Raw genomic sequence first — 24,531 nt, 5'->3', positions numbered from 1 at the left:
AAAATCTCTTCTGCTCTGTTACTATTTTACATCTGCTGGCTCTAATTTGTTAGATTTAAATTCCTCTTTTTCCTGAGGTAATAATCCGCTGGATTGGGTTCTGTATAGGTAGGCAAAATGTCCGTTCTTTGATAGCAGTTCATTGATTGAACCATCTTCGATAATCTTTCCTTCCTGAAATACGAGAATGCGGTCCATAAAGCTGAGGGTGGACAGGCGGTGGGCAATCACAATGGCAGTTCGTCCTTCGATTACCTTTTTTAGGGCATCCTGGATAGCTTGTTCAGTGATAGAATCCAGAGAAGACGTAGCTTCATCTAGGATTAGGATAGGACTATTTCTGAGCATGGCTCTAGCGATCGCAATACGTTGCCGCTGCCCGCCTGAAAGTTTTACTCCTCTTTCTCCTACCAGGGTTTGATAGCCTTTTGACATTTCTGTAATAAATTCATGACAACAGGCTTTCTGAGCAGCTTCCATTACCTCCTCATCTGTGGCATCCAAACGGCCATAGCGAATATTCTCGATCAGGGTACGCTGGAATAAAGAAGGGTCTTGGGGAATCAGGGCAATTTGACTGCGTAGACTCTCTTGGGTGATTTTATTAATGGGTTGATTGTCAATGAGGATTTGACCCTGTTGAATGTCAAACTGACGTAAAATCAGCCTGGTAAAGGTGGTTTTTCCTGCCCCTGAAAATCCAACAAGCCCTACTTTTTGTCCAGGTTCGATTTTCACGGATAAGTTTTCAAATACCCTGTAACTGGAGGGATAATGAAAGCTAACGTCTGCAAATTCTATAGCTCCTGCTTTCACTTCTAGAACTTCGGCTTCTTCGAGATCAGTAATCTCATGGGGTTGAGATAACGTTTCAATAGCATCTGTACAATTACCGAATTGTTCAATTAGATCTGCCAGTTGTTTGACAAGTTGATTGGCTTGATTGAGAAAGTTGGTTAGAATGGTAACAATCAGGACAAAATCTCCGGCGGAAACCCATTGATGTTTAAATCCATAAACTAGAAGTAATAGAACCATAACTTCACTGATTAAGATGGTAAAATCTTTAACAGCAAACACTTTGATTGTATTTAGTTTCAGATCAATTTTTTTATCAATCGTCTGATCCTGATGACTAGAAAATAAAGCAATTTCTTCTTGCTCATGGGCAAAAGAGCGCACAACATCATGGTTGCCTAAGACATCAGTTACCAATCCAGAAATCTTAGCATTAGACGCTGAGTGATTTTTTGCTTTATTGTAAAGTCCTTTTGCTAAATTAGGAGCAACTAACCCGATAAATATCAAGAACCATAGTACAAAACATAGACCGATAATTGGGTGGACTAAAACAAAAAAAATAAAGACATATACAAACTTGATGGCTACACTTGAGAAGTTATTAAAGCACACATTAGCAATTCGATTGAAACTAGTCACGAGAGTAAATAACTTGCTCGAAACTGCTCCAGATAAATTATTTTGAAAAAAATGACTGGAATGTCCTAGAGTATACTTCAAGAACGATCGTAAAATAACTCTATGGCAAGTCGATATAGAGAATATATTAATCCAGTCTCGAAGCAGAACTATCAGTTTCGCAAAGACTAGACAACTGATATAAATAAGGACAGGACTTAAAAAGTCTCGGTAAGAAAGATTACCTTTTGCCTGAGCTGCTATAAAGCCATCTAGAATTACTTTTAATTGATAAGACTTCAGCATCACTAATGAAGCCCCAATTACCGTGATAGCGGCCAAGGCAATAAATTGCCACCGGAGTTTATTATTGGCTTGCCACAAAACATACCAAAAGAATTCTTTTGTGGTTGTAGGGATACTGATGTTTTCCTCTGGGATTTGATTGTTTTCCTCTGGGATTTGATTGTTAAGCAGTTTTTCTTCCATTACTGTAAACTGTAAACTAAGCTTATGTAAGTCTATGAAAGGCTAGCAATGTAAAGAATGGACATGCTAATGGAAATGAAGTTTAGGTGTCAGGTATTAGATTCAAGAAGGAGACAGGAGACAGGAGCCAGAATCAGCTTCGACCTAGGTTGACAGCCCATACAAATCAGTATACACTAGTCATGGTTCCGAACTCTCCCGAAGTGACCTGAATATCGCTTCAGTGTACCAAATTAGTTCCTTAATAAAGGAATTAAGCTTGGTTGTAAACCCTAAATCGGATAAGTTACCATTGATATCAAACATTTCTTTAACATGGGAAATAGGTAATTTATCTGGAATGGGCAAACCCCCTAAAGCTAGGCAAACTAATCGCAATTGTGCCAGACAATTAAGTCCTCCAAATCCCCCAGAAGATACGGTACAAATACCAATGGGCTTATACCTTAGAGCCTGGGGTTCAAGATAATCAAGGGCATTTTTTAATACTCCTGGGTATCCATTTTTGTATTCTGGAGCAACAATCAAAATACCATCCGCTTGGGTCAGCTTAGAGCAGAATCGTGATAAATCAGGGGGTAAAATTTCCATTTCCTTTAATCGCTCCTCTAGCATAGGTATATTATACTCAGCCAGGTCAATTATTTCAGTTTTAAGGGGATAGTTTTGGGATAATTCTTTGAAAATGAACTGAGCTACCTTCAAGCTTTGTCTTCCCGTCCTACAGCTTCCTAAAAGAATAGGAATTTTGAGGTTTATTTGGTTTGATTGTTCCATAGAGATAGCGGTTGACTGTTGAGTGTTAATAAACTATAATAGCAATTTTCATAGCTATGAGGTACACAATTTCGGGATTTTAGGGAACAGGGAACAGCGATGCAGCGCGGTCTTGGGGAGGCAGCGCGGTCTTGGGGAGGCAGTGCGGTCTTGGGGGTTCCCCCCATGAGCAACTGCCGTGGTTTCCCCCATGAGCGACTGCCGTGGTCTCCCCCATGAGCGACTGCCGTGGTTTCCCCCATGAGCGACTGCATCAAGACGGGAACAGGGAACAGGGAACAGGGGAGCATGTCACTTATGCAGAAAAAAAGTACATTATCTGGGTAATGGGTAATAGGTAATGGGTAATAGGTAATAGGGGGAGCATGTCACTATCGCCTAATATTTTTACCTGATCTATAGCCCCCTGATGAGTAAAAGCCAAGCTCATATGGTATTAAGTTGATCTGTTCTGCAACTAAGACCGGCTCAATTACATAATTTTTAGTTTTTGTCAAGTAGTTCATTTGTTCGGCAAATTTGACCTGCTCCCGGGAATAGCGATGCAGCGCATCGCTATTCCCTCTTCTCTGTTCCCTGTTCCCTGTTCCCTGTTCCCTAAAATTCATAAATTGTCTACCTCATAGCTATGAGAATTGCTATATTCGTCTTAAACTTTGATAGTATCTTAAAAAGTGCTACAAATCAAATAGTTAACCATAAACAATAGATGACGACACCCAACTTAGCTTTTATTACCTGTATAGAATCCGGCCATCTAGAAACTCAGTCTCTTCTACTATATGAAAGTATTCGCTGTTACGGAGGTCGCTTTAGTCAATGTCCGATCTACGCTTTTTCTCCTAGGGTAGGTCATGAGATTTCCCCAGAGACAAAAAAACGCTTAGACAAACTTAGTGTTGAGCATATTGAATTGGTACTAAATGATGAATTTGCCCAGGATCCCTACGCCAACAAAATCTTAGCTAATGCTTATATTGAGAATCAGAAAAAACACGAATTTTTAGTATTTATCGACAGTGATACGTTATTTTTTCGCGAACCAACTGCATTGGAGTTACTAGATAGTTATGATGTTGCTGTCCGGCCAGTTAGTTGGAAATCAATCTGTACTTCTGGTTCGCCAGATGATCCCTACGATAATTACTGGCATCTTTTGTGTAACTATTGCGGTGTCGATTACGAGAGTATCCCCTTGATCGAGACGTTTGTGCAAGGGGTTGTGATTAAAGCTTGTTATAACGCTGGCTTAGTAGCAGTCAGAGCGAGTAAAGGCATATTTAGCAAATGGCAGGACGATCTGATCACTGTTTACCGCCAGGGACTAGAGCCAAAACAGGGATCTATTTGGCCAAAGGATCAAACTACTTTATCAACAGCTATCTGGGGAATTACAGACCGGGTTCAGATTTTAGAACCTGTCTATAACTATCCGATTATAAATATTAATAAACGACAACCATTATTACAATTTAAGAGTTCTCATTCTCTCATTCACATTCATTATCATGGCATGTTCAAGGCTGAAAATTTACCGATTAATCCTTTATTTCAGTCCAATTTTGAACTGGAAGCAGAACTTAATACTTGGTTATTAGCAAGGTTGCCGTTAGATTCTGTGCCATCGCCAGCCGAAAAACTGTAATCCACTGGCATATCGTAGTTGTATTGACTCAGATCAATCCCGATTAACTCGGAGGTGATAGCATTACTTTCTTGATAGTAATCACCAACCACTTCAGTGATTTTTGCCATGAGCCTACCTTTGATAGCCGAGTTACAGGGTTTAAGAATAGCTAGGGGTAATTTCCTCTCCAGTTCTTGCAAATAACTCACAAATCGACGATTACAAACCTTGAAAGGCAGTAATGGACTGGGATTGAGTTGTGAGGGTTTCATAATCAACGGATTTAAAGTACCCATCAAGAGTGTTGCCATCCATGAGAGTGAACTGTTCACACGGTCATGATAAGGCAAGGTTTCAACAATAGCAGCACAATCTTTAATTCCGTTAAATGCTAAAATTTGTGAAACGAAGCGTTTGGGATCGATTTTAAATTGCTCGTAAGGTAACACTAGTACATTGGAGCGACCGAACAGTTTCTGATAGTAATCTATCAGGAAATTATAGGCAAAGTGGTCGAGGCTAAAGAGGGGTATTTTATAACCTCGAAGTTGCGGTTGTCCGATGTAATTGCTTAGAGAACATGGGCCACTGGCACGTACATATTGATTGTAAGTTGAAAGAATCATCTGCTTTTGTTCCCTAATCACAATCAGAATGCGAGCCTTGGGAAACAAGGCAATAAGTCTATCCGCGATTTCTTTGCTGTCGTAACCACCTGAATGGGGGTTTCCAGATAAGCGTTCCACGGCAATAACGGGAATTTGATCATCTAAGGTTGAAGGAATAGAGCTTTGAATTTGCTCACTACATTTTGCTAGATCAAACGCCAACGGATGGGGGCCAACGACTTGATGTCGCAGCGAGGGGTCACTCCACCAAATGAAGCCTGATGACGGATTTTTAAAAAGGTGACGGTCAAGCCAAGAAGAGCCAGTTTTAAAATAACCGATAGCGATTAAAATATTTTGCGAAATCATAAATAATTTTATAGCGCTGTGGCCAGGGAACAGTCAATTAATTAGTTTAGCCGAAAAAATGCTCAGATACAGGAGCGCAAATTTCTTCTATTAGAGCAATATCCGTCTCCTGCAAAGCTTGGATCTCAATCTTTTCTTGCTGTAGCCAGGAACTATCCAAGACAGCAGAACCATCAGGAGATCGTTTTTTTGATAAAAGCCGCGCTCCCCTTTGGTATTCATCATCAAAACATTGGATTACCGGGTAGTCTACTGATACTTTAACTTCTTTCCCCTCAATTAAACTGAGAATTTTTTCTACAGTTCCTAGGGGGCATGAACAAACCTGATCATAACTGACAATTAAATTAAGCAAATTTTGATCTTGTAACAGTTTGCCATTAACAGCTTTCCATTGATGAGCGCATTGAATAATTTTGTTGTTATCAATTAGCTGTTGCCAGTTTTTAGGTTTTACTCCCCACCAACCTTCTTCTGGCTCATATCTATATCCCTGACGACATGTAAACCTTTTCAGTAAAGAAAAGACATTGGGAACAGGTTTACGAACTATGCCAACAATAAAACTATCGGGGAAAAGTTTTCTGAGCCAGGGAATCCGAAGTACATTATAAGGATTTTTGTTTACAATAAGAGATGATTGTATTTCTAGATTTGCTAAGCGCTCTAGTAAACAATTTTTGATTTCCTGGGTAGCATCCTCCTCCCCAATTTCATGACCCATTTCACCTCCACTCCTTTGATAAATCGTTCCTGCGGGAAAACCACGGGGAGTAAAGGGGGGTACATTGCCCCAAAAATCCTGTCCTTCTCCTTCTTCAAATGGATGTTCTACTAATCCAGATTCAGCTAGGAGTTGTCTTAAGAGGAATGTTCCTGATTTTTGGAGACCAACAACTAGGATAAATTTTGGTTTCATTCTTTAGTCTCTATACCTGATTCACTAACAAATGCTAGGGTGCATCTCACTTTTGCGATTTGACGCGGTGGTGCGTTACGGGACGGACTTTTCCAATACTGGCTACCGCGACAATCAGGGCTAGTCCGTCTTATCACGCACCCTACAGAACATTTTTAAATATGAGATGCACCCAAATACTATAGCTTGAAACTAGCAGGTTGGAATCTTTCTATTATCAACTCCTCTTGTTCTTTATACTTTTCAGTTAAGTACTTTTCCACTTTTTCAGGTATATCCATTTTAGGGCTATTATTGAACAGAAAATTTATCGTCGATTTAAAATATCCTTCTTCATACTTTATCTCTAAAAAATCACAAACTTTTTGGAGCAAAGTAGCAGGATTTAGGCAAATATCATCGTAGAATAAATAAAGTATTTTGTCTTGAGCGAAATACTTTTCATAATTAGTTATAGTTCTGGTATAATGCCCTTTAAGTAAACTATATTTTGCATCGATCATCTCGACCCACTCTTCATAACTAATCTGTTGATAATCGAGAGTATCCCAACGCCTTGAGGTAACTACCTGTGACCATGCCCTTTTTATGGGGTTACGTAAAATATAAATAATCTTAATATCGCCTAATAAACGTTTGATGTGTTTAACACCTAGTTCTGGTAAAGCTGAATAGGCAGGGGTTATTTCACCTATAGCCTCTTCCGATGTCGCCTCCTTGAATAAGGACAAATACCACTGGTCATCTTTGACTTCAGAAAATGCCAGATGAGCCAAAAACTTAAGGTAGCTATACCTAATAGTTTCACCATTAAGTTTTTTGTTTAGCTCCCTGTTCAACGTCGATAGTCTATTTCTTTCTATTCTGGTTACTGTACTTTTATCGAGATGAATCTCATCGAAATAGTGTATTTCTTTATAAGCAGGTAGCCATATTTGAGGGTGTCCCTTGAGATTATGATATAACCAGGTTGTCCCGGCTTTTTGAGCCCCAATACACAAAAAATTAGGTTTACTAGAGTTAGTAGCCATGTTCAACAAAAATGAATTTTTGCTTATGATCAATAGTTACTTTAAATCACTTTAAATCAGCACCCACAGCCAGGGAGGTATCAGCAAGAGCCACTAAAACATCATTTTCTATTTTACCATTTTCATAGCTCAGGGAGTAATTATGATTGATTTGTTTAAGCTTTTCAATGATGTCATCTTTGACAACTGATTCACCCCAACCTTGTTGTGATAGTAGACGCAGATCATCAATTAGGATGGTATGGTTTTTTATGGGATGATTAGCGATCGCATCAAGTTCCTCGTACAGGGGGCAAGACTTTTTACCCTGATAACCCAGTGTCTCGTGAGCATCTAACCAGAAGGTTATTTGACAGTCGATGGTCTGAATTACCTCTGCTAAACAAGATAATGAGTCTCCTAAGATGATTTCTACAGTTCCTTGAGCAATTTCTGATTTAAATCGTTGTACCGATTGCTCGTAAAACTCTTGAGAAACTTCAATACTGTAGATTTTGGTAAAGCCTGATGCTAAAGCAGCAGCAATTCCGTGACCCTTATAGGTTCCGGTTTCAACAAATATAGGGTTAAGATATTTGGCTAAATCAAATTGGATGGGCATGTTTTACAAATAATTTCAAAATACTACAGGTGGGCAACCGGTTGAGCACCTTATTGCTAGTTATGGAGTTAGTAGGTTAATTATAGCAAAAAATTTTACCTACCTGCAAAAAAAAACGTCTCCGGAGACAATTTATTATCTATGAAACACTTATATCAATAAGCTTACCACCGTCTGTATATTCTATAGCTAATTGTGCAATTTAGATATCTGACAGCTTAATAAAACTCAAATAGTTAATTATTAATCGGTAAACCTATAGCCAAAAGTTTCAATATCCTTTTTATAAATTTTTCCTACAAATTCTTTCGTTTCATCATCATAATACTCCAAATAAGGTTTGTACTCCTGTTTGTACCCCTTCACAATCTTGTTTTGTTTATTTGAATTCAGATGAGGAAGTTGAGTCTCTTTTATTCCCAGCTTTTGGCAGACAATATTAAAATCTGCTTGCAGGTTCTCAAATCTGCCCACAAAATCGACCAAAAGATTTCCTTGAGAGTCATAAAGGAAATCATACTGCGGTAAGACATGTCGAGAGGCATCACTATAATCATCTGGTTTGGGGAAATTGTTAAAAACAAAGTCCTTAAACTCAAATTTGTCTATATATCTTTTAAAAATATATTCAGATGCTAATCGTTTCCAAGGATTTCGGACAAAAGAAAATTTATAATAAGACTTGAATTGTTCTGCTGTCATATGCCCAAACCTAACATATTCTTGTGCTGTTAGATGGGAGAGCTGCTCCGGGCCTAGTTTCGGATCTCTATTAGATCTAAGCAGCAACATCTCTCTGGTGACACCAAGCAAGCTAGAAAAAAAACCCTCAATGCTTTCTCCAGCCACTTTGGGGATATGAACAAAAACACATTGGAAATCGTTACAGAGCATAACCAAACATGCTAATTTCTTTACTAAAAGTCTCTCGGATTAGTTTTTGGGTATTTTCGTCTAAAATTTCGCGATAGCTTCGCTGATCTTTTCTGGTAGAAGATTTAGCTCTAGGCAATTGTAAGGTTTCAGGTAGCCCTAATCGAATCCTTAATTGTTCTAATTCTTCATTGAGATTCTCATAAAGACAAATTCTATCTACTGCGATCTCTCCCTCAATAGTATACAATTTAAACCCCGTCCTCCTCAGGAAAAACAGAGGTTTGAACTCTGACTCTAAAAACTCAGCAATAGTTGGACGTGGTTCTAGTTGATAACGCCAATAGTAATAGGATACAAAACGATCCCAAGGATTTCTCTCGAAACAAAACTTGTAGTAGCTGTTCCAGACCTCATCTCCAATCAACTTTTTGATCTCCGCAGCATGAATATGATTATAGAAACCATCAGCTTGATAGTTTTGAGCACCTCGATAGCCCAATTGTGTCCTCATTTCTTCTTCTGGATAAATCGGGGTGATAATGTCTTCGCTACCACAAAATTTAGATAAAGCGATTTCGATGCTTGTTCCAGCAGTTTTGGTTGTTTTTATAAAAATGAATTGGTACTTGTGAGAAATAATCATTACCTTAGGGGTACATTAAAGGAATATTGCCTAAATCAGCAGCATATTCGCTAAAACTGGAGTAGTAAGAACCGATTATTTTTTGGCAATTAGAAAGCAAGTATAGATCTATTACAGCATTTTTAACAGTTGTTTGACGTTTATTTTCACTATTGAAAGCTTGACAATAGCTAATAATTTTTTGGGGAAATTTATGGTAGATAATTTTTTGGGTTGTTTGATTATCTGTAGCCAAAAAAAACTTGGAGCAGCCATTAGATATTTCCATTTCTATTGCGCTAATAAACATCTCATCCGAAGAAAAATTTGATTCTAGCTGTTTGTACTTTAGATGGTTAAATAAGTCCGTGCGTCTAATATGTAGACCAATGATATTATCTGTCCAATGCTGTTGTTTAAATTTCTCTATAGATTGAAGTAAGTCTTGTTTAGGTTTTAATTTCCTAACAAATTCTAGGTACTGCCTTCTAAATGTCTCACGATCTAGATTTTCCTTAAGATATCTTTCATAGACATTCATGCCTATGTAGGCATTCTTATCTAAATATACGTATAATGTTTGGGCACAATTTTCCCTAGTAAAAAGTTGTACCATTGATTGAGGAGATATAGTGGCACAGACAGGTTCAAACAGCTCCTGGAAATAACAGTTACAAGCATCTTCAGGATACCAGCACAGAAATAAGGGAATATCCCAAAAGTAGCTCAGGCAAAGGTAAGAACATAAGATCCGCAAACGGTTGCAAAGACCACCTATTGCTGTATGTAAAATAATTTTTTCATAGGGCGGTTGATTAATTTTAGCAACAGAGGCAGCCTGCTTGATCACCTTCTTAATTCCTCGATAGGCTGAGGTATTGTGGCTAGACGTTAAATTAATTGCTTTTTGATAAGCTTCTAAAGCTTCTTCTAATTGGTTTGGGTGTTGTCGAAGCAAGTCTCCTAAAGCGATATAGGTATCTGGATTACTAGGTTCTAATTCGAGCTGCTGCTGACAAGCACCCAACAATTCCTCATAGCTTTGGTCATAGCTTTGGTGTGTGGTTAATTCACTCTGTTCAAAACTGAAGTTATCTTTCACAACTAATCTTAAGTACTGTGCAGAGATTATACCAAAACAGCCTCTTGTGATCTCTTTCTGGCAGGTTAACTGTGACTGTCTATCCTATTTCACAGTATCATACCAAATAATTAACTTGATCTAAAAAGTTAATAAACTTAATATAGCAGTCCTAAATGATTCGTAAAATATAGTTGCCGAAGCTATCGCTATAACCCTTGCCCAGCAGCAATTTCAGATTTTGCATATTTTACAACTGATTTAGGATTGCTATATATCCATTTTTTTAGTGAATTTTAGATTTATTGTTGAACCTAAAATCCCTAAAACCTAATTAAAACAAACTTTTCACAAATCCCCCATCAACTTGAATACAGGTTCCAGTGATATAACTCGCTTTTTCCGAAGCCAGAAATACTGCTAAATTAGCCACTTCTTCAGCAGTTGCAGGGCGACGGAGGGGAACACTTTTCATCCATTGCTGGATCACTTGTTCCCGAGAACTACCCTGTCTCTTAGCTACTTCATCAGCCACTTCATAGAACTTATCCGTAACTGCAAAAGAAGGGCAGATACTATTAACCAGAATGTTATGCTGCCCCAATTCATTAGCAAGGGTTTTAGCATAGGCGACAACACTTGCTCGTTGGGAATGGGCAATCAGCATACCTGGCTGTTTTGCTGCTACTGAAGTCACAAAAATAATCCTACCCCAAGACTGTTTTTTCATCAAAGGGAGTAAGGCTTCAGCTATAGTCACCTGACTCATAAAGGTGAGATCGAATGATTGCTGCCAATCCTCCTGGTTTAGTTCATAGTGGCGCTTGTAGGGCATACCACCTGCGTTATTGACGACAATATCAATGGTGGAAAATTGATTGGTAATGCCCGTTAGCAATTGGGAGATACTATCTTGTTGCTCAAGATCCACTGGGATAGGTGTAATGACTTGTCCCGTCTTGGCTTCTATTTGCTGGGCAGCCTTGAGTAAGTTATCCTTATCTCTACCGCAAATAATCACCTGACACCCTTCAGCGGCCAAGCCCTCTGCGATCGCTCTACCCATGCCTCGACTCGATGCCGTCACTAAAGCAATTTTGCCTTGTAGTCCTAAATCCATAACTGAACTAATCCAGCATTATACCACTACGCAGCCCCCTAAATCACCCGAGCGAGCAATCCCTCGCTCGGGGGACTTTTAGAAGCAAATTGATTCTTGTTCCCCCCAGAATTGGGGGGCTAGGGCGTGTCTTCAAACTTGGAGATCCCCCATTATCCCCCTTAAAAAAGGGGGACTTTGAGTATGGCTCCCCCCTTTTTTAAGGGGGGCTGGGGGGGATCATAATCTTGCGGAAAACTTTGAAAACACGCCCTAGGGGGGCAAAATTCAGTATCAAAAAACTTTTCAGATATCCTCTTAGTCATAGCTTACTTTTGACTTCTGACTTCTAACTTCTGACTTGCGCTTCTAAAATCAACCGTTCTTTTTCTCCTGTAAGGGGACGGTGATAGATGAAATTTTCGTTCTCAACGGCTTCAAAACCAGCGCTAAGTAACTCCGAACGCAAATAATCTGCCGAAAACCAATAAAAGCCTTTCACTCTTGGGTGAGGATGTACAGGAGCGTTGATCACTGCTGCATCATTAGAAATCAGAAGAATACCCTGTTTAGACACTAACCAATCTCGTAAACGACTGAAGAGCTTAGTTAAACCCACTTCTGGTTTGTATAAGTGTCCAACCACCCCATCACAGTAAATTAAATCAAAATTTTTTTGTTCCGGTTCCCACTGATTTACATCAGCAAAAACCACGGGCAATCCTTTGTTTCGAGCAATTTCAATGGCATCTTCATTAACATCATTGGCTATGACGTTATAGCCTTTTTTATGTAAATCGCTTTCAACAAAAGCGTTGCCACTCCCAATACTTAAGATATTGCTAGTGACTTCGTAGTTAAGCAAGGATTCAATTTTATTGGTAATGAATTCTCGGTAGTTGGTGTCGTAAGTTGTCGGTGTGATCGAGTCTTTATAGGCTTTTCCTTCTTCCCAGATAGTGTAAATACTTTTACCTTGCTCCCGGGGCTGGGAATAGTAGTTGTCTGTGGATAGTTGTAAATTTTGGTTCATTACAATTAGCCTTTGGGATTCTTAGTGTGTGGTAGGATTCCCTTATCCACGCTGACCATTGATGTATTCTGCTGTAATGGAATGTTGGGGATTCTGGAAGATTTGCTCGACTGGGCCAAATTCAATTAAGCGTCCAGAGCCAGACTGAACCCAGAATAACGCCACATAGTCTGCAATCCGTCGAGCTTGAGCCAGGTTGTGGGTGACAATCACCACAGTGTATTTCCCCCGCAAACTAGCAATCAAGTCTTCGACAACCCCACTAGAAATGGGGTCTAGGGCACTACAAGGCTCATCCATCAAAATAATTTCTGGAGCCAAGGCGAGGGTACGGGCTATGCAAAGACGTTGTTTTTGGCCTCCCGAGAGGCGCAATGCTGAGGCTGTCAGCCTATCTTTGACTTCGTCCCAGAGCTTAACATTTTTGAGCACCCTCTCAACAATTCCATTAATTTGACGACGGTCTATAATACCATGCTCTTTCAACGGAAAAGCAATATTTTTCCAGATTGAGAATGGGAAAGGATTTGGTTTCTGCAAAACCGTCCCAATCCGACGGCGGAGAGCGATAGTATCAGTTTTAGGGTGAAGAATATTTGAATCACCCAACCAAACCTTACCATAAACTAGGCAGTTGGGGATCAGATCGATTAAGCGATTGAGACAATACAAAAAGCTGGTCTTGCCACAACCAGATGGGCCAATCAAGGCAGTGATAGAACCCTGTGGAATTGACAGGGTGATATCCTCTAGTGCCTGTTTCGAACCATAGTATAAACTGAGCCGATCCGTGGATAAGCTAGGAAAGCCCCAGTTGTCCATAGGAGGAGAAATGACTGGTTTTGCCTGGGATGAAAACTGACTCATTAATGTTAGTTATGATACATTTTTACTGCTGAAGACTGCGATCATGCCATTGCTTCCCTAGGTAAATCGCTGTGGTATTGATCAACAGGATAAATATAACTAATATCACAGCCGAGGCATAGGCATTATCATCCCCCCCAGGGACATTCATGGATAGCTCATAAATATGCAACGACAACGCCCTTCCAGAATCAAATAAAGAGGTGGGTGTGCGATCGACATAGCCACTGGTGTAAATCAACGCCGCTGTTTCAGCGATTACCCTCCCAACTCCCAAAATTAAGCCTGCTACTAAACTGGGAACAGCAGCAGGTAACAGTAGATGTATGAGGGTACTAGTCCGTGAGATTCCCAAGGATGCAGCCCCCAAACGGTATTCTTCAGGAACAGCCCGCAGCCCTTCCTCAATGGAACGAATCAAGATCGGCAGCACCATACAGGCCAAGGTCAATCCTCCAGACAGGATAGAGAAGCCAAGACCAAGGGTAACACAGAAAAAGGCATTGCCAAACAAACCAAAGACAATGGAAGGAACTCCTGCCAACATATCCAAACTGCGTCGCACCAACCGACTAAATAAGTTATTGGTGGCGGTAAATTCAGCTAACAGGATGGCAGTTCCCAACCCCAGGGGGAGGGCTACTGCTAGGCAAACCCCTAAAATCAATGCCGTTGAAACCAATATCGAGGCAATACCTCCTTCTCGACCAGCATTTTGAGGGTCTGTGGTCAGGAACTCCCAAGATAAATGGCTAGATCCATACCAAACCAAATGCCCCAGAATTATCGCGAAACTAGCTGCGACGGACAAAGCGACGAACCAGACAATGATCCTCAACAGTCGGTCTCGATAAGCAATCTTGCTCCGATGCCGATGATGGCGAGAGTCACTCAAAAATTTCCGTTTTTTAGAGCCTTTAGACGAATGGGCAGCATGAGAGTTAGAAGAAAACAGAGCCATGGAACCTAACAGTGCAATAACTCAGTAGGGGATGGTGACCCAACTAACAGGCAATTCTACTAGTATATGTGTTTTTCTTCTGCGATCGCTTCTGCCAAGAGCGCCAGAAACAGACTCACTGCCAGCAACAACAATCCAGTTACAAACAGGGATGAACGATGATTGCCCAGGGCAAAAGCCATTTCCAAAGCAATGTTAGCGGGTAAAGTCCGAATCGGATCGAACAGTGTATCTGGAATCTGAGGCACATTACCACAGACCATTAACACCAGCATCGTTTCCCCTAAAGCTCGTCCAATCCCTAGGATAATGCCAGTAAATACCCCCAGTCGCGCAGCGGGTAGCATGATGCCCAAAATTGTCCCCCAACGGGACAATCCTAGAGAAGCTGCTCCCTGCCAATAAACTTGGTTCATCTCTGCTAAAGTAGCGTCTACGGTGAGGGCAATGGTAGGAATAATCAGTAGAGCTAACATTAGTATTCCTGCTAGTATACTGGTTCCTGGTGGATGGAGGCGATTAATCAGTGGCACTAACACTACCAGTCCCCAAAGTCCATAAATTACTCCAGGAAATCCCGCCATTAACTCCAGTAAGCGACGGTAGAAACTAGCTAGGAAAGGAGGAGCGTAATAGTGGCAGAACAAAGCCGACAAAATCCCAACGGGAGCGGCTAGCACCACTGCTCCTGTTACCACCAATAGGGTACCCACCAACATCGGGGTGAGGTTATAGAATCCTTGAGCGGGACTCCAGCTAGCATCGGTCAAAAAGGCTAATATCCCGATGTCATCAAGAATTGGTAAAGATTCAATGATCAAGAACCCTGTAATGACCACAACGAGTATACCTACCACAGAAGCAATTCCTCGTACAGTCCAAGCTAGAACCCGATCAATTTTTCGGGGGCACAAATTTTTGTAGCCGAACGATATCATAATTGTCTTCACCCTGAACAAATGTGATGAACTCCTTTGCTAATCCAGTGGGGTTTCCTTTAGTCACCAGAGTTAGTTGCCGAAGCAACGGAAAACTGCCATTAGCGACTGCTTCACTGGTTGCTTCAACCCCATCCAGTGCCAGAAGCTTGATGGATATACCCTCCTGCATACTATATTCAGCAGCACCAATGGAGACATAACCAATAGCATTGGGATTACCTGCAACAGTTTTTATGCCTTGTTGATTATCCCCAATTATCACATCCGCCTTCACCTCTGAATTATTCACTCCAAAGTATTCCAGAAATTTCTTTAGTGTTGAGTGTCCTTCTGCTCTGTGGACAAAGGTGATCGGGGCATCATTTTTATTTAAGCTTTGCCAATTTTTGATTTGACCAGTGCTGATAGCTTTGACCTGTTTGCTAGTGATTTCTGTTAAGGGGTTATCACCATGAATAATGATGCTAATTCCATCCCGTCCAAGCACAAAAACTTCCATCCCAACGGCTTCATCTTCTGTCAGAGTCCGAGAAACCATACCAATATCAGAAAGTCCTTGTTGTACATCTGCTAGTCCACGAGAGGAACCCCCCGTTTGTACATCAATACGAATCCCTGGATTTTGCTCTTCAAATCTTTTACCCAAAGCTGAAACTAAAGGAGCAACAGTACTTGCTCCTGTTAAGATTAGCTTTTGTTGCCCAGACCCGACCTCAGGAGATTGAGTACAACTCTGCAAATATAGGCACAGAAGCAGGATAAACGAACCTAGTCTAAATTTCATCAATTTGTTATTGAGTAGCAAGGTCTTAGAGCAAGTAAATCATCGTGAATCATTAGTTTACATCGGTGGTGGGAACAGGGAACAGGGAACAGGGAACAGGGAACAGGCAAAAGGCAAAAGGCAAAAGGCAAAAGGCAAAAGGCAAAAGTTATGCGATCGCGCTTTCCCTCAGCTAAACCCCAACTGGAGATCCCCCCTAACCCCCCTTAACAAGGGGGGAACACTCCCCACACTCCCGATTCCCGATTCCCGATTCCCGATTCCCGATTCCCGATTCCCTACTCCCTCAAAAAAAATTTGTTACAAAAATTTTAAAACTATGCTATAATATAGTCTTTTTTGTGATACAATGAAATGGTGGGGGCGACCGAAGAAAGGCGCACCAGATAGTGAGAAGGTAAAATCTTCTCCCGGCCAGGGTTCAGGCCGGTTCCCACCCAAAGGGGCATTAAAGAGAAGGACATACCGGAGAAATCTGATATTATCCTGTATCATGATGTCTCACAGCTAGAGGGAAAAGGAGGAAACCGAAGCAATACCGAAGCACAGGTACCCCTCCAGGGAAAGATGAAAATAGGTTGACGAGAGGAACCGTTGTCATAAGGCTTCGTGATTATTGACCCTACTGACAAAGCGGTAATGGTAGGGACAGCTCCCGAATACAGTGACCCGCGACGCTGATATTTGAACCCCAAAGAGGACTCGGAGTATAGACGGCAACCAATTTCATCGTATCTATGTGGCGCGTAACCGGGTAAGCCGGGTTGAGTCCTATATCGAGGTCGATTGATATAGGTAGCCAAATCGTAAGAAGAGGTATAACTCTCAGCTCGGTAGAAGACCGAACCAAGGGAAAGCCGACACCTGAAAAGGAACAGAAATCCATAACTGGTCGGATAGTGGGAATATCCCATAACTCGAAAGAGTGCTAAATTTCGGTACCATAACATAGCTAAACTGAAATTCCTAAGGAAGAACTTCTCCAAATGATTTCGGAAAAGATAGAACCCGACAATCCGAATACGGACAAGGGTATCGTAACTAAATCTCCCACTGACTGGCACTCCATAAACTGGAAAAAAGCCAATAAAGTGGTTATAAAACTCCGAAGAAGAATCTTCAGAGCAGCGTGTGAAGGAAATGTATCATTGGTGAATAAACTACAGAGACTATTACTCCGTAGTTATTCAAACACACTGGTATCTGTCAGACAGGCTACCCAAAAGAATAGTGGTAAAAAAACAGCGGGAGTAGATGGGAAGGTATCCCTAACACCCAAAGAAAGAGGAGAATTGGTCGATTCCCTCACCACTTATAAAGCCTGGAAACCTCTCCCCACAAAACGTATCTACATCCCTAAACCCAACGGGAAAAAAAGACCTTTGGGAATCCCTTGCATAACCGACCGATGCATACAAGCAATGGTCAAAAATGCGTTGGAACCATACTGGGAAGCAAACTTCGAGCCTACATCCTATGGATTTAGACCTGGAAGATGTCCCCAAGATGCCCAACAGAGGATTTTCAAGAACATCCAAGGGGAAAGAAATAGGAAATGGTGGGTCTTTGAAGCAGACATAGCAGGATGCTTCGACAATATAGCCCACCAACCATTGCTAGAAGAAATAGGAAATTTTCCAGCAAAAAACTTAATTAAACAATGGTTAAAAGCTGGTTACATCCACAAAGGCGTATTCCATAACACTGAGGAAGGAACTCCTCAGGGAGGAATCATTAGCCCCCTTCTAGCAAACATTGCTCTCCACGGATTAGAGGAAGAGTTAGGAATTAAATACACCTGGCACAAAGACACCCGAAACAAAAAGGGAGGATATTGGGTAAATAAAACTGGTAGAACATACGTCCGCTTTGCCGATGACTTCATAGTCTTAACAGAATCAGAAGAAGATGCGGCGAACGCCAAGGTAATCGTAGAAGAATGGTTAACCAGAAAAGGACTTAGACTATCTGAAGAAAAAACCCATATAACCCACTTAACGGATGGTTTTGACTTCTTGGGGTGGAATTTCCGGAAATATAAAACCACCACCAAGAAAACCCAGCTAGTTACCCTAATCAAACCCTCGAAGAAAAGTATAAGGAAAATAAAGGAAAAAATCCGAAGTACTTTCAAAGGTCTGAAAAACGCCACCCAAGCGGAGGTAATTAAGGAAATAAATCCGATTATAAGAGGTTGGGGCAACTATCATGAAGGGGCAGTATCCAAAGAAATATTCTCCAAAGTGGACAGTTACATCTACTGGAAACTCCAAAGATGGGGAAGAAGAATCCACGGGAAGAAAAATCCGACGTGGGTGTCAAACAAATACTTTGGAAAGTGGTGCCCAGGAAGGGAGGACAATTGGGTCTTTGGTCAGAGTGAGGGATACTTAGAAAAACTGGCCTGGATTAAAATAACCAGACACGTCCAAATTCCTCACGATTACACACCTGATAACCCGGAACTCAAAGATTTCTGGGAAGAAAGGAAAACCAAAAGACAACAATTCACGGCCAGAAGCAGATTAACTAAAGGTAGATGTAAAATTGCCAACAGACAAGATTATAAATGCCCGGTCTGTCGACAAGGATTAATAGGAGGAGAAGAAATCCACCTACATCACATCATACCTAAAAGTGAAGGAGGTAAGGACGAAAATAAAAATCTGATTTACCTCCACCAGATTTGTCATGCCAAAATACATGCCCTGGGGGCGACTAATCCTGAAACTCTAAAAATGCTTAGAACAGGAAACAAAACCCTCTCTCGTAAAAAACGGAACCAAAAACCAAAAGGCACAAAACCGTCTAATAAACGAGATGAATAGTCGATTAAAAACAACACGTACATGATATGGTTGCGCCGTGTGCTTGGTAACTTGCTCGCACGGTGCTATGGGGGCGAAGTGGGGGTAACCCCACCGACCTACCCGATACGTTAAAATCCACGGGAAGAGCCAGCCTAAGAGTTTTCGCAGGCTGGAAGGCTGGCTCTTGGTCCCCTTTACAGGAGATAACTAAATATTATGTCCCAGTGCGGCTTGTTTCTGAGTATGGAGCCTCCCGAAACGGGAGGGGTATGATTCAGAGGGCGCGTGAGTAAATCACAAACCTAACTGTCTGGCGGATGCAGGTGAAAGCCCTGCCCTTTAGGAGATAAGTGACACCCTACCTGGCCACACCGAGATGAACGGCATTTCATCAGAGTGAAGCTGGCATCAGGGCGGAATCAGAGGCGAACAGGTTGCGTCACACTGCCGCTAATGGGAAGGCGATATGGGTAACAGCAGCAAAAGTTCCTGGAAAAGCGTCCTATAATGACACTACAAACCTGTTAAATACGTGTAGATGGCATCCTCTTATTCTCACTACATTGTTAGGACGATAGTAGTAATCTCTGAGATGAGGATGGGCGAAATGGACTGCCCTAAATCGTCATAACAATCCAACAGACGGAACAAGTAAAAACGACAGCAAATAATGGGTCTGCAAGAGGGTCGTTCTTGTAGTAAGTTATGCCAAACTTAATCCCCACTGTCGGGTAGGATGTGCTCTTAAACTGGGCACGGGTATTCAGAATATACAGGTTTATTGGAGAGCATAGTTAGACACGTGAGCAATCATAGTGAACTTTGGAAGAAGCAAAAGTGGAAGAAACTCCGCCAAAACCTATTCCGCCTACAAAAGCGTGTGTATAAAGCAGTTCGGGCTGGTGACTTGAAGAAGGCGCGGTCTCTACAGAAACTGATACTGAAGTCCCGAGCAGCGCAGCTTTTGGCCGTCCGTCAAGTGTCACAATTAAATAAAGGTAAGAGAACGGCTGGAGTGGATGGCCTGTCAAGCCTAAACTACAGACAGCGATGGGAATTAGTAGAAGCATTGAACGATTATGCACCTGACTGGAAGCATAATCGACTCCGGAAAGTACCAATCCCTAAAAAGAACGGAAAAACCCGGGTGCTCAAAGTTCCGACATTGGCTGACAGAGCATGGCAATGTCTAGTTAAATATGCCTTAGAGCCTGCCCATGAGGCACTATTCAGCGGTGACAGCTACGGATTCCGTCCGGGCAGATGTACTCAAGACGTACAAAAACGCCTATTTGGTCACTTAAGGTCATCTTCAAACGGAATCAACAAAAGGGTAATTGAACTAGACATCAAAAAGTGTTTTGACCGTATTTCTCATACCACCATTATGGAGAGGGTAATAGCCCCCGCATCTATTAAAAAGGGAATATACCGATGCCTCAAAGCAGGAGTTGACCCACACTTTCCAGACCAAGGCACCCCTCAGGGGGGTGTCGTCAGCCCTCTCCTTGCCAATATTGCACTTGATGGAATAGAGGATATTCACACCAGTTTGCGTTATGCAGACGATATGGTATTTATCCTAAAGCCAAAAGATAATGCTGAGAAAATACTCAATAGAGTGAAAGAATTCTTGGCAGAGCGTGGGATGGAAATCAGCGAAGAAAAGACCAAGCTGACCAAAACGACAGATGGCTTTGACTTCCTGGGGTGGAATTTCCGCGTCCAGAAAAACGGAAAATTTCGGTCAATTCCTTCAGAGGAAAACCACCGAAATATACGTCAGAAGATTAAAGCCATAGTCAACAACTCGAATTATGGTGCCGAAATAAAAGCAACGAAGCTAGCCCCTATAGTTCGCGGATGGAGAAACTACCATTCAAGCTGCGATATGAGCAGCAGTCGGGATTCACTCTGGTTCATGAACAACACTGCCCACCGAAAGTTCCGAAAGGAAAAGAAAGTAAGTCGGTATAGAGCTAATGAACTATGTAAAAAGGGTTTTCCAAAGGTAGGATACAAACAAAACCAACACGTGAGTGTGAAGGGTACTAAGTCACCCTATGACGGTGACTTAGTATATTGGAGTCAAAGGAATTCACGCCTATACTCCGATAATACTTCCGACGCATTGAAAAGGCAAAACCATTCCTGTGGATTCTGTGGGTTGAGGTTCCTCGAAGACGAAGATGTACATCTTCATCACATTGATGGAAACCACGACAATTGGTCTAAGAACAACCTTTTAGCAGTTCATCAAAGCTGCCACCAACAGATACACTCTTTGCACTCCGAAGGGAGAGGATACCTAGGAGCCGTGTGAGGCGAAAGCTTCACGCACGGTTCTGAATCGGAGGGTGCGATTCGTTAGCTAGAAACCTTTACCCTACAAGGGTTTTGGGGGATTAGCTGCTTGGTTCAATGAACCCTGACAACTTGATAACCATGGTGGTGAAAAACCATCCCTCATGAAATCCGAGTGACAGCCCTACCCTGATTCATAGGAACTAACAAACCTATGGGTTAATGCAAGGGTCGAATATTGGAACACCCTTAACCTGACCGGTGTCAACAATAGGCAAAGAACTCATGGGTACGAGAGAAAGGTACGTTTGAATCATCGTCACAGAAATGTAGCGAAAAAAGGTTTGACACGCTACGGAGAAAAACTCAACGGAATTAGGATTACAAAGTTCCTCCCCTTTGTAATGGATTTCCCAAACAGTTCCCGGTGAAAAGTACCACCCTAAAAGTTCAAAGAATGGTTATCAGGAACGAAATAACTCTCATATGTACTCTCAGTAAGGTCGATTACTGAGTAGGTAGTTAGCCGCATGTCATATGAGGGCAAGATTGAGCTCATTTGCCAAAGCCTAGGGTAATGCCCAGGATATGCTGACGGACTCACGTTATAGGAAAAGATCTAGTTGTAAGTAGCAATGAAAATGTCTAAAACTCGGGGGTTCGCCCCACAGTCGGAATGGAAGAAAGTCAACTGGCGGAAGCTAGAAAAGACTGTCTTTAAGTTGCAAAAACGAATATATCAAGCCTCGAACCGTGGTGATGTCCGCGTGGTAAGAAAGTTGCAAAAGACTCTGATAAAGTCCTGGTCGGCCAAGATGATTGCGGTCAGACGGGTAACCCAGGAGAACAAAGGGAAGAAGACTGCTGGAGTAGATGGGGTCAAATCATTAACACCAAAACAACGGCTTACTTTAGTCTCCAACCTAAAAGTTTCTAAGAAAGCCCAACCAACCAGAAGGGTATGGATTCCTAAACCTGGACGGAAGGAAAAGCGACCATTGGGTATCCCAACCATGTATGACCGCGCTCTCCAGGCACTTGCCAAACAGGCATTAGAACCTGAATGGGAAGCAAAATTTGAACCCAACTCCTATGGGTTCAGACCAGGACGTTCATGTCATGATGCCATCGAAGCAATATTCAATAGCATCAAACAAAAGCCTAAATGGGTACTTGATGCTGACATAGCCAAATGCTTCGATAAAATCAATCACAATGCACTTCTAACTAAACTGAATACCTATCCATCCATGAGACGCTTAATAAAGTCCTGGCTAAAAGCCGGTGTGATGGATAGTGGGACATTCTCACCTACAGATGAGGGCACCCCTCAGGGTGGAGTTATCTCTCCACTTTTAGCGAATATAGCCCTCCACGGAATGGAACAGGCCATATGGGATTACGCAAATTCTGTAAAAGGCAAGAAAACCCACTATAAAAAGGGACTAGCTCTAATCAGATATGCCGACGATTTTGTCATCCTACACCAAGACCAAAAAGTGGTAGAAGAATGCCTTGAAGTCATCAATAATTGGCTACATGACATGGGTCTGGAATTAAAGCCTAGCAAAACCCAAATGACCTATACCTTTAACGGATTTGAATTCCTTGGATTTAATATCCGTCAGTACAAAGTAGGTAAAAACCACTCTAAACAAGGCTTTAAAACCATCATCAAACCATCTAAGGATGCAATTCTAGAACATTTCGAGCGGCTTTCAAAAGTCATCGACAGACATAAAGCCGCTCCTCAAGAGGCTTTAATCAAACACCTCAAACCTATTATACGCGGATGGTGCAACTACTACAGAGGAGTCTGTAGCAAAGAAACCTTCCAAGATTTAGGTTACATGCTCTGGAACAAACTCCAAAGATGGGGATATAGAAGACACCCAAAGAAAACCAAAACCTGGGTAAACAAGAAATATTGGGGAACCATCGGAGAGGATAATTGGATATTCATGGCAGATGAGGATAATTACCTCCCAAAACATGCCAAAACTGAAATAATAAGGCATAAAAAAATCCAAGATACCAGAAGTCCCTACGATGGAGACCTAATCTATTGGAGCACCAGAATGAGAGAACATCCTGAAATGCCAGCTCAATCGGGAAGGCTTTTGAGAAAGCAAAAAGGGAAATGCGCTCATTGTGGTCTTACCTTCAGACCTGGGGATTCAATGGAAATGCATCACATACTACCACGCGCACTGGGTGGAAATAACTTCGATGAAAATCTGGAATTACTACACCTAACCTGCCACGATGCCAAACACGGGAAAAAAGTCAACGCCTTAGAGTTAGATGAAAACCCGTTTTAGAGGTACCAGCGACAATGGTTCCTATGATGAGGAGCCGTATGATGCGAAAGTGTCACGTACGGTTTTGAAGACGAGTCAGTGGGGTGACTCACTGACTTAGTTTAATTGCTCCCCGTAATAGGGGACATCGACCGTAACTAGATGCCTATACCCATGGGTGATGGTTCGGCTATTGCCACCGATGCCACCAATGGTTTTCGCTCGGTTCGACAACCCTGCTGATGCGAAGGGCTATGTGCAGGTACTGAAACTGCTGATGCCTGGTGCCAAGTTTCTAATTTTTTTTGTTCGCGTAGCGTGACCTTTGGTCAATCACGGAGTAATTCCGTAGCACAGGCATCTTGCCTGTGACCAATGGGAATAGTTGCGTAGGGTGCGTTAGGGGCGGGCTTGCCATCATGTTCAACCTCATAGCAAGTGTTGGGAAAGCCCGCCCCGTAACGCACCACCCAAGGTCTCACCCTCATTTTCGCGGTAGCCATGGTTGGGACAGCTCGTCGGAAAATCTTGATCACAGGCAAGATGCCTGTTCTACCAACAACCCAATTCCACCAACATGCCTATGAGGAAAATCTTGACCACAGGCAAGATGCCTGTTCTACCAACATCCCCATGCCACCAACATGCCTATGAGGAAAATCTTGATCACAGGCAAGATGCCTGTTCTACCAACAACCCAATTCCACCAACATGCCCGTGACCACAATATTGATCACAGGCAAGATGCCTGTTCTACCAACAACCCAATTCCACCAACATGCCCGTGACCACAATATTGATCACAGGCAAGATGCCTGTTCTACCAAAAACCCAATTCCAGCAACATGCCTATGAGGAAAATATTGATCACAGGCAAGATGCCTGTTCTACCAACAACCCAATTCCACCAATATCCCTGTCAGGAAAATATTGATCACAGGCAAGATGCCTGTTCTACCTACATGCCCATGGCACCAACATCCCTGTGAAGAAAATCTTGATCACAGGCAAGA

General features: G+C 41.9%; 25 protein-coding genes. 8 read left to right on the top strand and 17 right to left on the bottom strand.

The window, feature by feature from the left end; genetic code table 11:
- Positions 1-21: 21 nt before the first annotated feature.
- The 3 genes from F6J90_RS21785 to F6J90_RS21775 form a co-directional block, all read right to left on the bottom strand.
- Positions 22-1,908 carry an ABC transporter ATP-binding protein gene (locus F6J90_RS21785; protein WP_293098159.1) on the bottom strand — a complete coding sequence of 629 codons (1,887 nt, stop codon included), beginning with the start codon at positions 1,906-1,908 and terminating at the stop codon, positions 22-24.
- 180 nt (positions 1,909-2,088) lie between these two features.
- Positions 2,089-2,685 (bottom strand): NAD(P)H-dependent oxidoreductase, encoded by a 597-nt coding sequence (locus F6J90_RS21780; RefSeq protein ID WP_293098157.1) that lies wholly within the window; start codon positions 2,683-2,685, stop codon positions 2,089-2,091.
- Complete coding sequence (locus tag F6J90_RS21775) at positions 2,664-2,927, bottom strand: hypothetical protein (RefSeq protein ID WP_293098156.1); 264 nt, start codon at positions 2,925-2,927, stop codon at positions 2,664-2,666. The genes F6J90_RS21780 and F6J90_RS21775 overlap by 22 nt, the downstream gene beginning before the upstream one ends.
- A 467-nt stretch (positions 2,928-3,394) precedes the next feature.
- Between F6J90_RS21775 and F6J90_RS21770 the strand changes: the two genes are divergently transcribed.
- Positions 3,395-4,330, top strand: a complete 936-nt coding sequence (locus F6J90_RS21770) for a hypothetical protein (protein ID WP_293098154.1) — start codon at positions 3,395-3,397, stop codon at positions 4,328-4,330.
- Here the strand turns inward: F6J90_RS21770 and F6J90_RS21765 are convergent.
- The 13 genes from F6J90_RS21765 to F6J90_RS21705 all read right to left on the bottom strand — a co-directional run bounded on the left by F6J90_RS21765 (position 4,237) and on the right by F6J90_RS21705 (position 16,104).
- Entirely contained in the window at positions 4,237-5,289 is a 1,053-nt protein-coding gene (locus F6J90_RS21765; RefSeq protein ID WP_293098152.1) for a sulfotransferase, read from the bottom strand. The two genes, F6J90_RS21770 and F6J90_RS21765, sit on opposite strands and share 94 nt — an antisense overlap.
- A 46-nt stretch (positions 5,290-5,335) precedes the next feature.
- Positions 5,336-6,208 carry a sulfotransferase gene (locus F6J90_RS21760; protein WP_293098149.1) on the bottom strand — a complete coding sequence of 291 codons (873 nt, stop codon included), beginning with the start codon at positions 6,206-6,208 and terminating at the stop codon, positions 5,336-5,338.
- A 179-nt stretch (positions 6,209-6,387) separates the two neighbouring features.
- Positions 6,388-7,239: a sulfotransferase domain-containing protein gene (locus F6J90_RS21755; protein ID WP_293098146.1), complete on the bottom strand. Its 852-nt coding sequence runs from the start codon at positions 7,237-7,239 to the stop codon at positions 6,388-6,390.
- A gap of 46 nt (positions 7,240-7,285) precedes the next feature.
- Entirely contained in the window at positions 7,286-7,840 is a 555-nt protein-coding gene (locus F6J90_RS21750; RefSeq protein WP_293098144.1) for a hypothetical protein, read from the bottom strand.
- 243 nt (positions 7,841-8,083) lie between these two features.
- On the bottom strand, positions 8,084-8,734 hold the full coding sequence (locus F6J90_RS21745) for a sulfotransferase family 2 domain-containing protein (RefSeq protein ID WP_293098141.1): 651 nt from the start codon (positions 8,732-8,734) through the stop codon (positions 8,084-8,086).
- Positions 8,724-9,359 (bottom strand): sulfotransferase family 2 domain-containing protein, encoded by a 636-nt coding sequence (locus F6J90_RS21740; protein ID WP_293098138.1) that lies wholly within the window; start codon positions 9,357-9,359, stop codon positions 8,724-8,726. Before F6J90_RS21740 ends, F6J90_RS21745 begins: the two co-directional genes overlap by 11 nt.
- Before the next feature lie 4 nt (positions 9,360-9,363).
- Positions 9,364-10,440 (bottom strand): hypothetical protein, encoded by a 1,077-nt coding sequence (locus F6J90_RS21735; RefSeq protein ID WP_293098135.1) that lies wholly within the window; start codon positions 10,438-10,440, stop codon positions 9,364-9,366.
- A 313-nt stretch (positions 10,441-10,753) separates the two neighbouring features.
- The gene (locus F6J90_RS21730) at positions 10,754-11,539 is read right to left on the bottom strand and encodes an SDR family oxidoreductase (RefSeq protein WP_293098132.1); all 786 of its coding nucleotides are present in this window, start codon (positions 11,537-11,539) and stop codon (positions 10,754-10,756) included.
- Between the two features lie 328 nt (positions 11,540-11,867).
- Complete coding sequence (locus tag F6J90_RS21725) at positions 11,868-12,551, bottom strand: class I SAM-dependent methyltransferase (protein WP_293098130.1); 684 nt, start codon at positions 12,549-12,551, stop codon at positions 11,868-11,870.
- Between the two features lie 42 nt (positions 12,552-12,593).
- The gene (locus tag F6J90_RS21720) at positions 12,594-13,418 is read right to left on the bottom strand and encodes a phosphate ABC transporter ATP-binding protein (RefSeq protein ID WP_293098128.1); all 825 of its coding nucleotides are present in this window, start codon (positions 13,416-13,418) and stop codon (positions 12,594-12,596) included.
- Between the two features lie 22 nt (positions 13,419-13,440).
- On the bottom strand, positions 13,441-14,379 hold the full coding sequence (gene pstA, locus F6J90_RS21715) for a phosphate ABC transporter permease PstA (protein ID WP_293098126.1): 939 nt from the start codon (positions 14,377-14,379) through the stop codon (positions 13,441-13,443).
- 59 nt (positions 14,380-14,438) lie between these two features.
- Positions 14,439-15,317 carry a phosphate ABC transporter permease subunit PstC gene (gene pstC, locus F6J90_RS21710; protein WP_293098123.1) on the bottom strand — a complete coding sequence of 293 codons (879 nt, stop codon included), beginning with the start codon at positions 15,315-15,317 and terminating at the stop codon, positions 14,439-14,441.
- The gene (locus tag F6J90_RS21705) at positions 15,274-16,104 is read right to left on the bottom strand and encodes a phosphate ABC transporter substrate-binding protein (RefSeq protein WP_293098120.1); all 831 of its coding nucleotides are present in this window, start codon (positions 16,102-16,104) and stop codon (positions 15,274-15,276) included. The genes pstC and F6J90_RS21705 overlap by 44 nt, the downstream gene beginning before the upstream one ends.
- A 10-nt stretch (positions 16,105-16,114) precedes the next feature.
- Here F6J90_RS21705 and F6J90_RS21700 point away from each other — a divergent pair, with 10 nt between their 5' ends.
- The 4 genes from F6J90_RS21700 (at position 16,115) to ltrA (F6J90_RS21685) (ending at position 23,539) form a co-directional block, all read left to right on the top strand.
- On the top strand, positions 16,115-16,432 hold the full coding sequence (locus F6J90_RS21700) for a hypothetical protein (RefSeq protein ID WP_293098117.1): 318 nt from the start codon (positions 16,115-16,117) through the stop codon (positions 16,430-16,432).
- 658 nt (positions 16,433-17,090) lie between these two features.
- Positions 17,091-18,932: a group II intron reverse transcriptase/maturase gene (ltrA, locus tag F6J90_RS21695; RefSeq protein ID WP_293098114.1), complete on the top strand. Its 1,842-nt coding sequence runs from the start codon at positions 17,091-17,093 to the stop codon at positions 18,930-18,932.
- A 784-nt stretch (positions 18,933-19,716) separates the two neighbouring features.
- The gene (locus F6J90_RS21690) at positions 19,717-21,237 is read left to right on the top strand and encodes a reverse transcriptase domain-containing protein (protein ID WP_293097984.1); all 1,521 of its coding nucleotides are present in this window, start codon (positions 19,717-19,719) and stop codon (positions 21,235-21,237) included.
- A gap of 616 nt (positions 21,238-21,853) precedes the next feature.
- Complete coding sequence (ltrA, locus tag F6J90_RS21685) at positions 21,854-23,539, top strand: group II intron reverse transcriptase/maturase (protein WP_293097495.1); 1,686 nt, start codon at positions 21,854-21,856, stop codon at positions 23,537-23,539.
- A gap of 308 nt (positions 23,540-23,847) precedes the next feature.
- On the opposite strand, the gene F6J90_RS21680 is transcribed toward ltrA (F6J90_RS21685), so the two are convergent.
- Positions 23,848-24,021: a hypothetical protein gene (locus F6J90_RS21680; protein WP_293098112.1), complete on the bottom strand. Its 174-nt coding sequence runs from the start codon at positions 24,019-24,021 to the stop codon at positions 23,848-23,850.
- Between F6J90_RS21680 and F6J90_RS21675 the strand changes: the two genes are divergently transcribed.
- From F6J90_RS21675 to F6J90_RS21665, 3 genes are all read left to right on the top strand, one after another.
- Positions 24,020-24,172 carry a hypothetical protein gene (locus F6J90_RS21675; protein WP_293098109.1) on the top strand — a complete coding sequence of 51 codons (153 nt, stop codon included), beginning with the start codon at positions 24,020-24,022 and terminating at the stop codon, positions 24,170-24,172. The genes F6J90_RS21680 and F6J90_RS21675 overlap by 2 nt on opposite strands.
- Positions 24,169-24,306 (top strand): hypothetical protein, encoded by a 138-nt coding sequence (locus F6J90_RS21670; protein ID WP_293098106.1) that lies wholly within the window; start codon positions 24,169-24,171, stop codon positions 24,304-24,306. Before F6J90_RS21675 ends, F6J90_RS21670 begins: the two co-directional genes overlap by 4 nt.
- A 63-nt stretch (positions 24,307-24,369) precedes the next feature.
- A complete protein-coding gene (locus F6J90_RS21665; protein WP_293098103.1) occupies positions 24,370-24,507 on the top strand; it encodes a hypothetical protein in 138 nt (45 codons plus the stop codon).
- Positions 24,508-24,531 lie beyond the last annotated feature (24 nt).

The organism is Moorena sp. SIOASIH (genome assembly GCF_010671925.1).
Lineage (GTDB): Bacteria > Cyanobacteriota > Cyanobacteriia > Cyanobacteriales > Coleofasciculaceae > Moorena.
The sequence above is the reverse complement of the archived record's forward strand: the minus strand, read 5'-3'. Positions and strand labels throughout refer to the sequence as shown.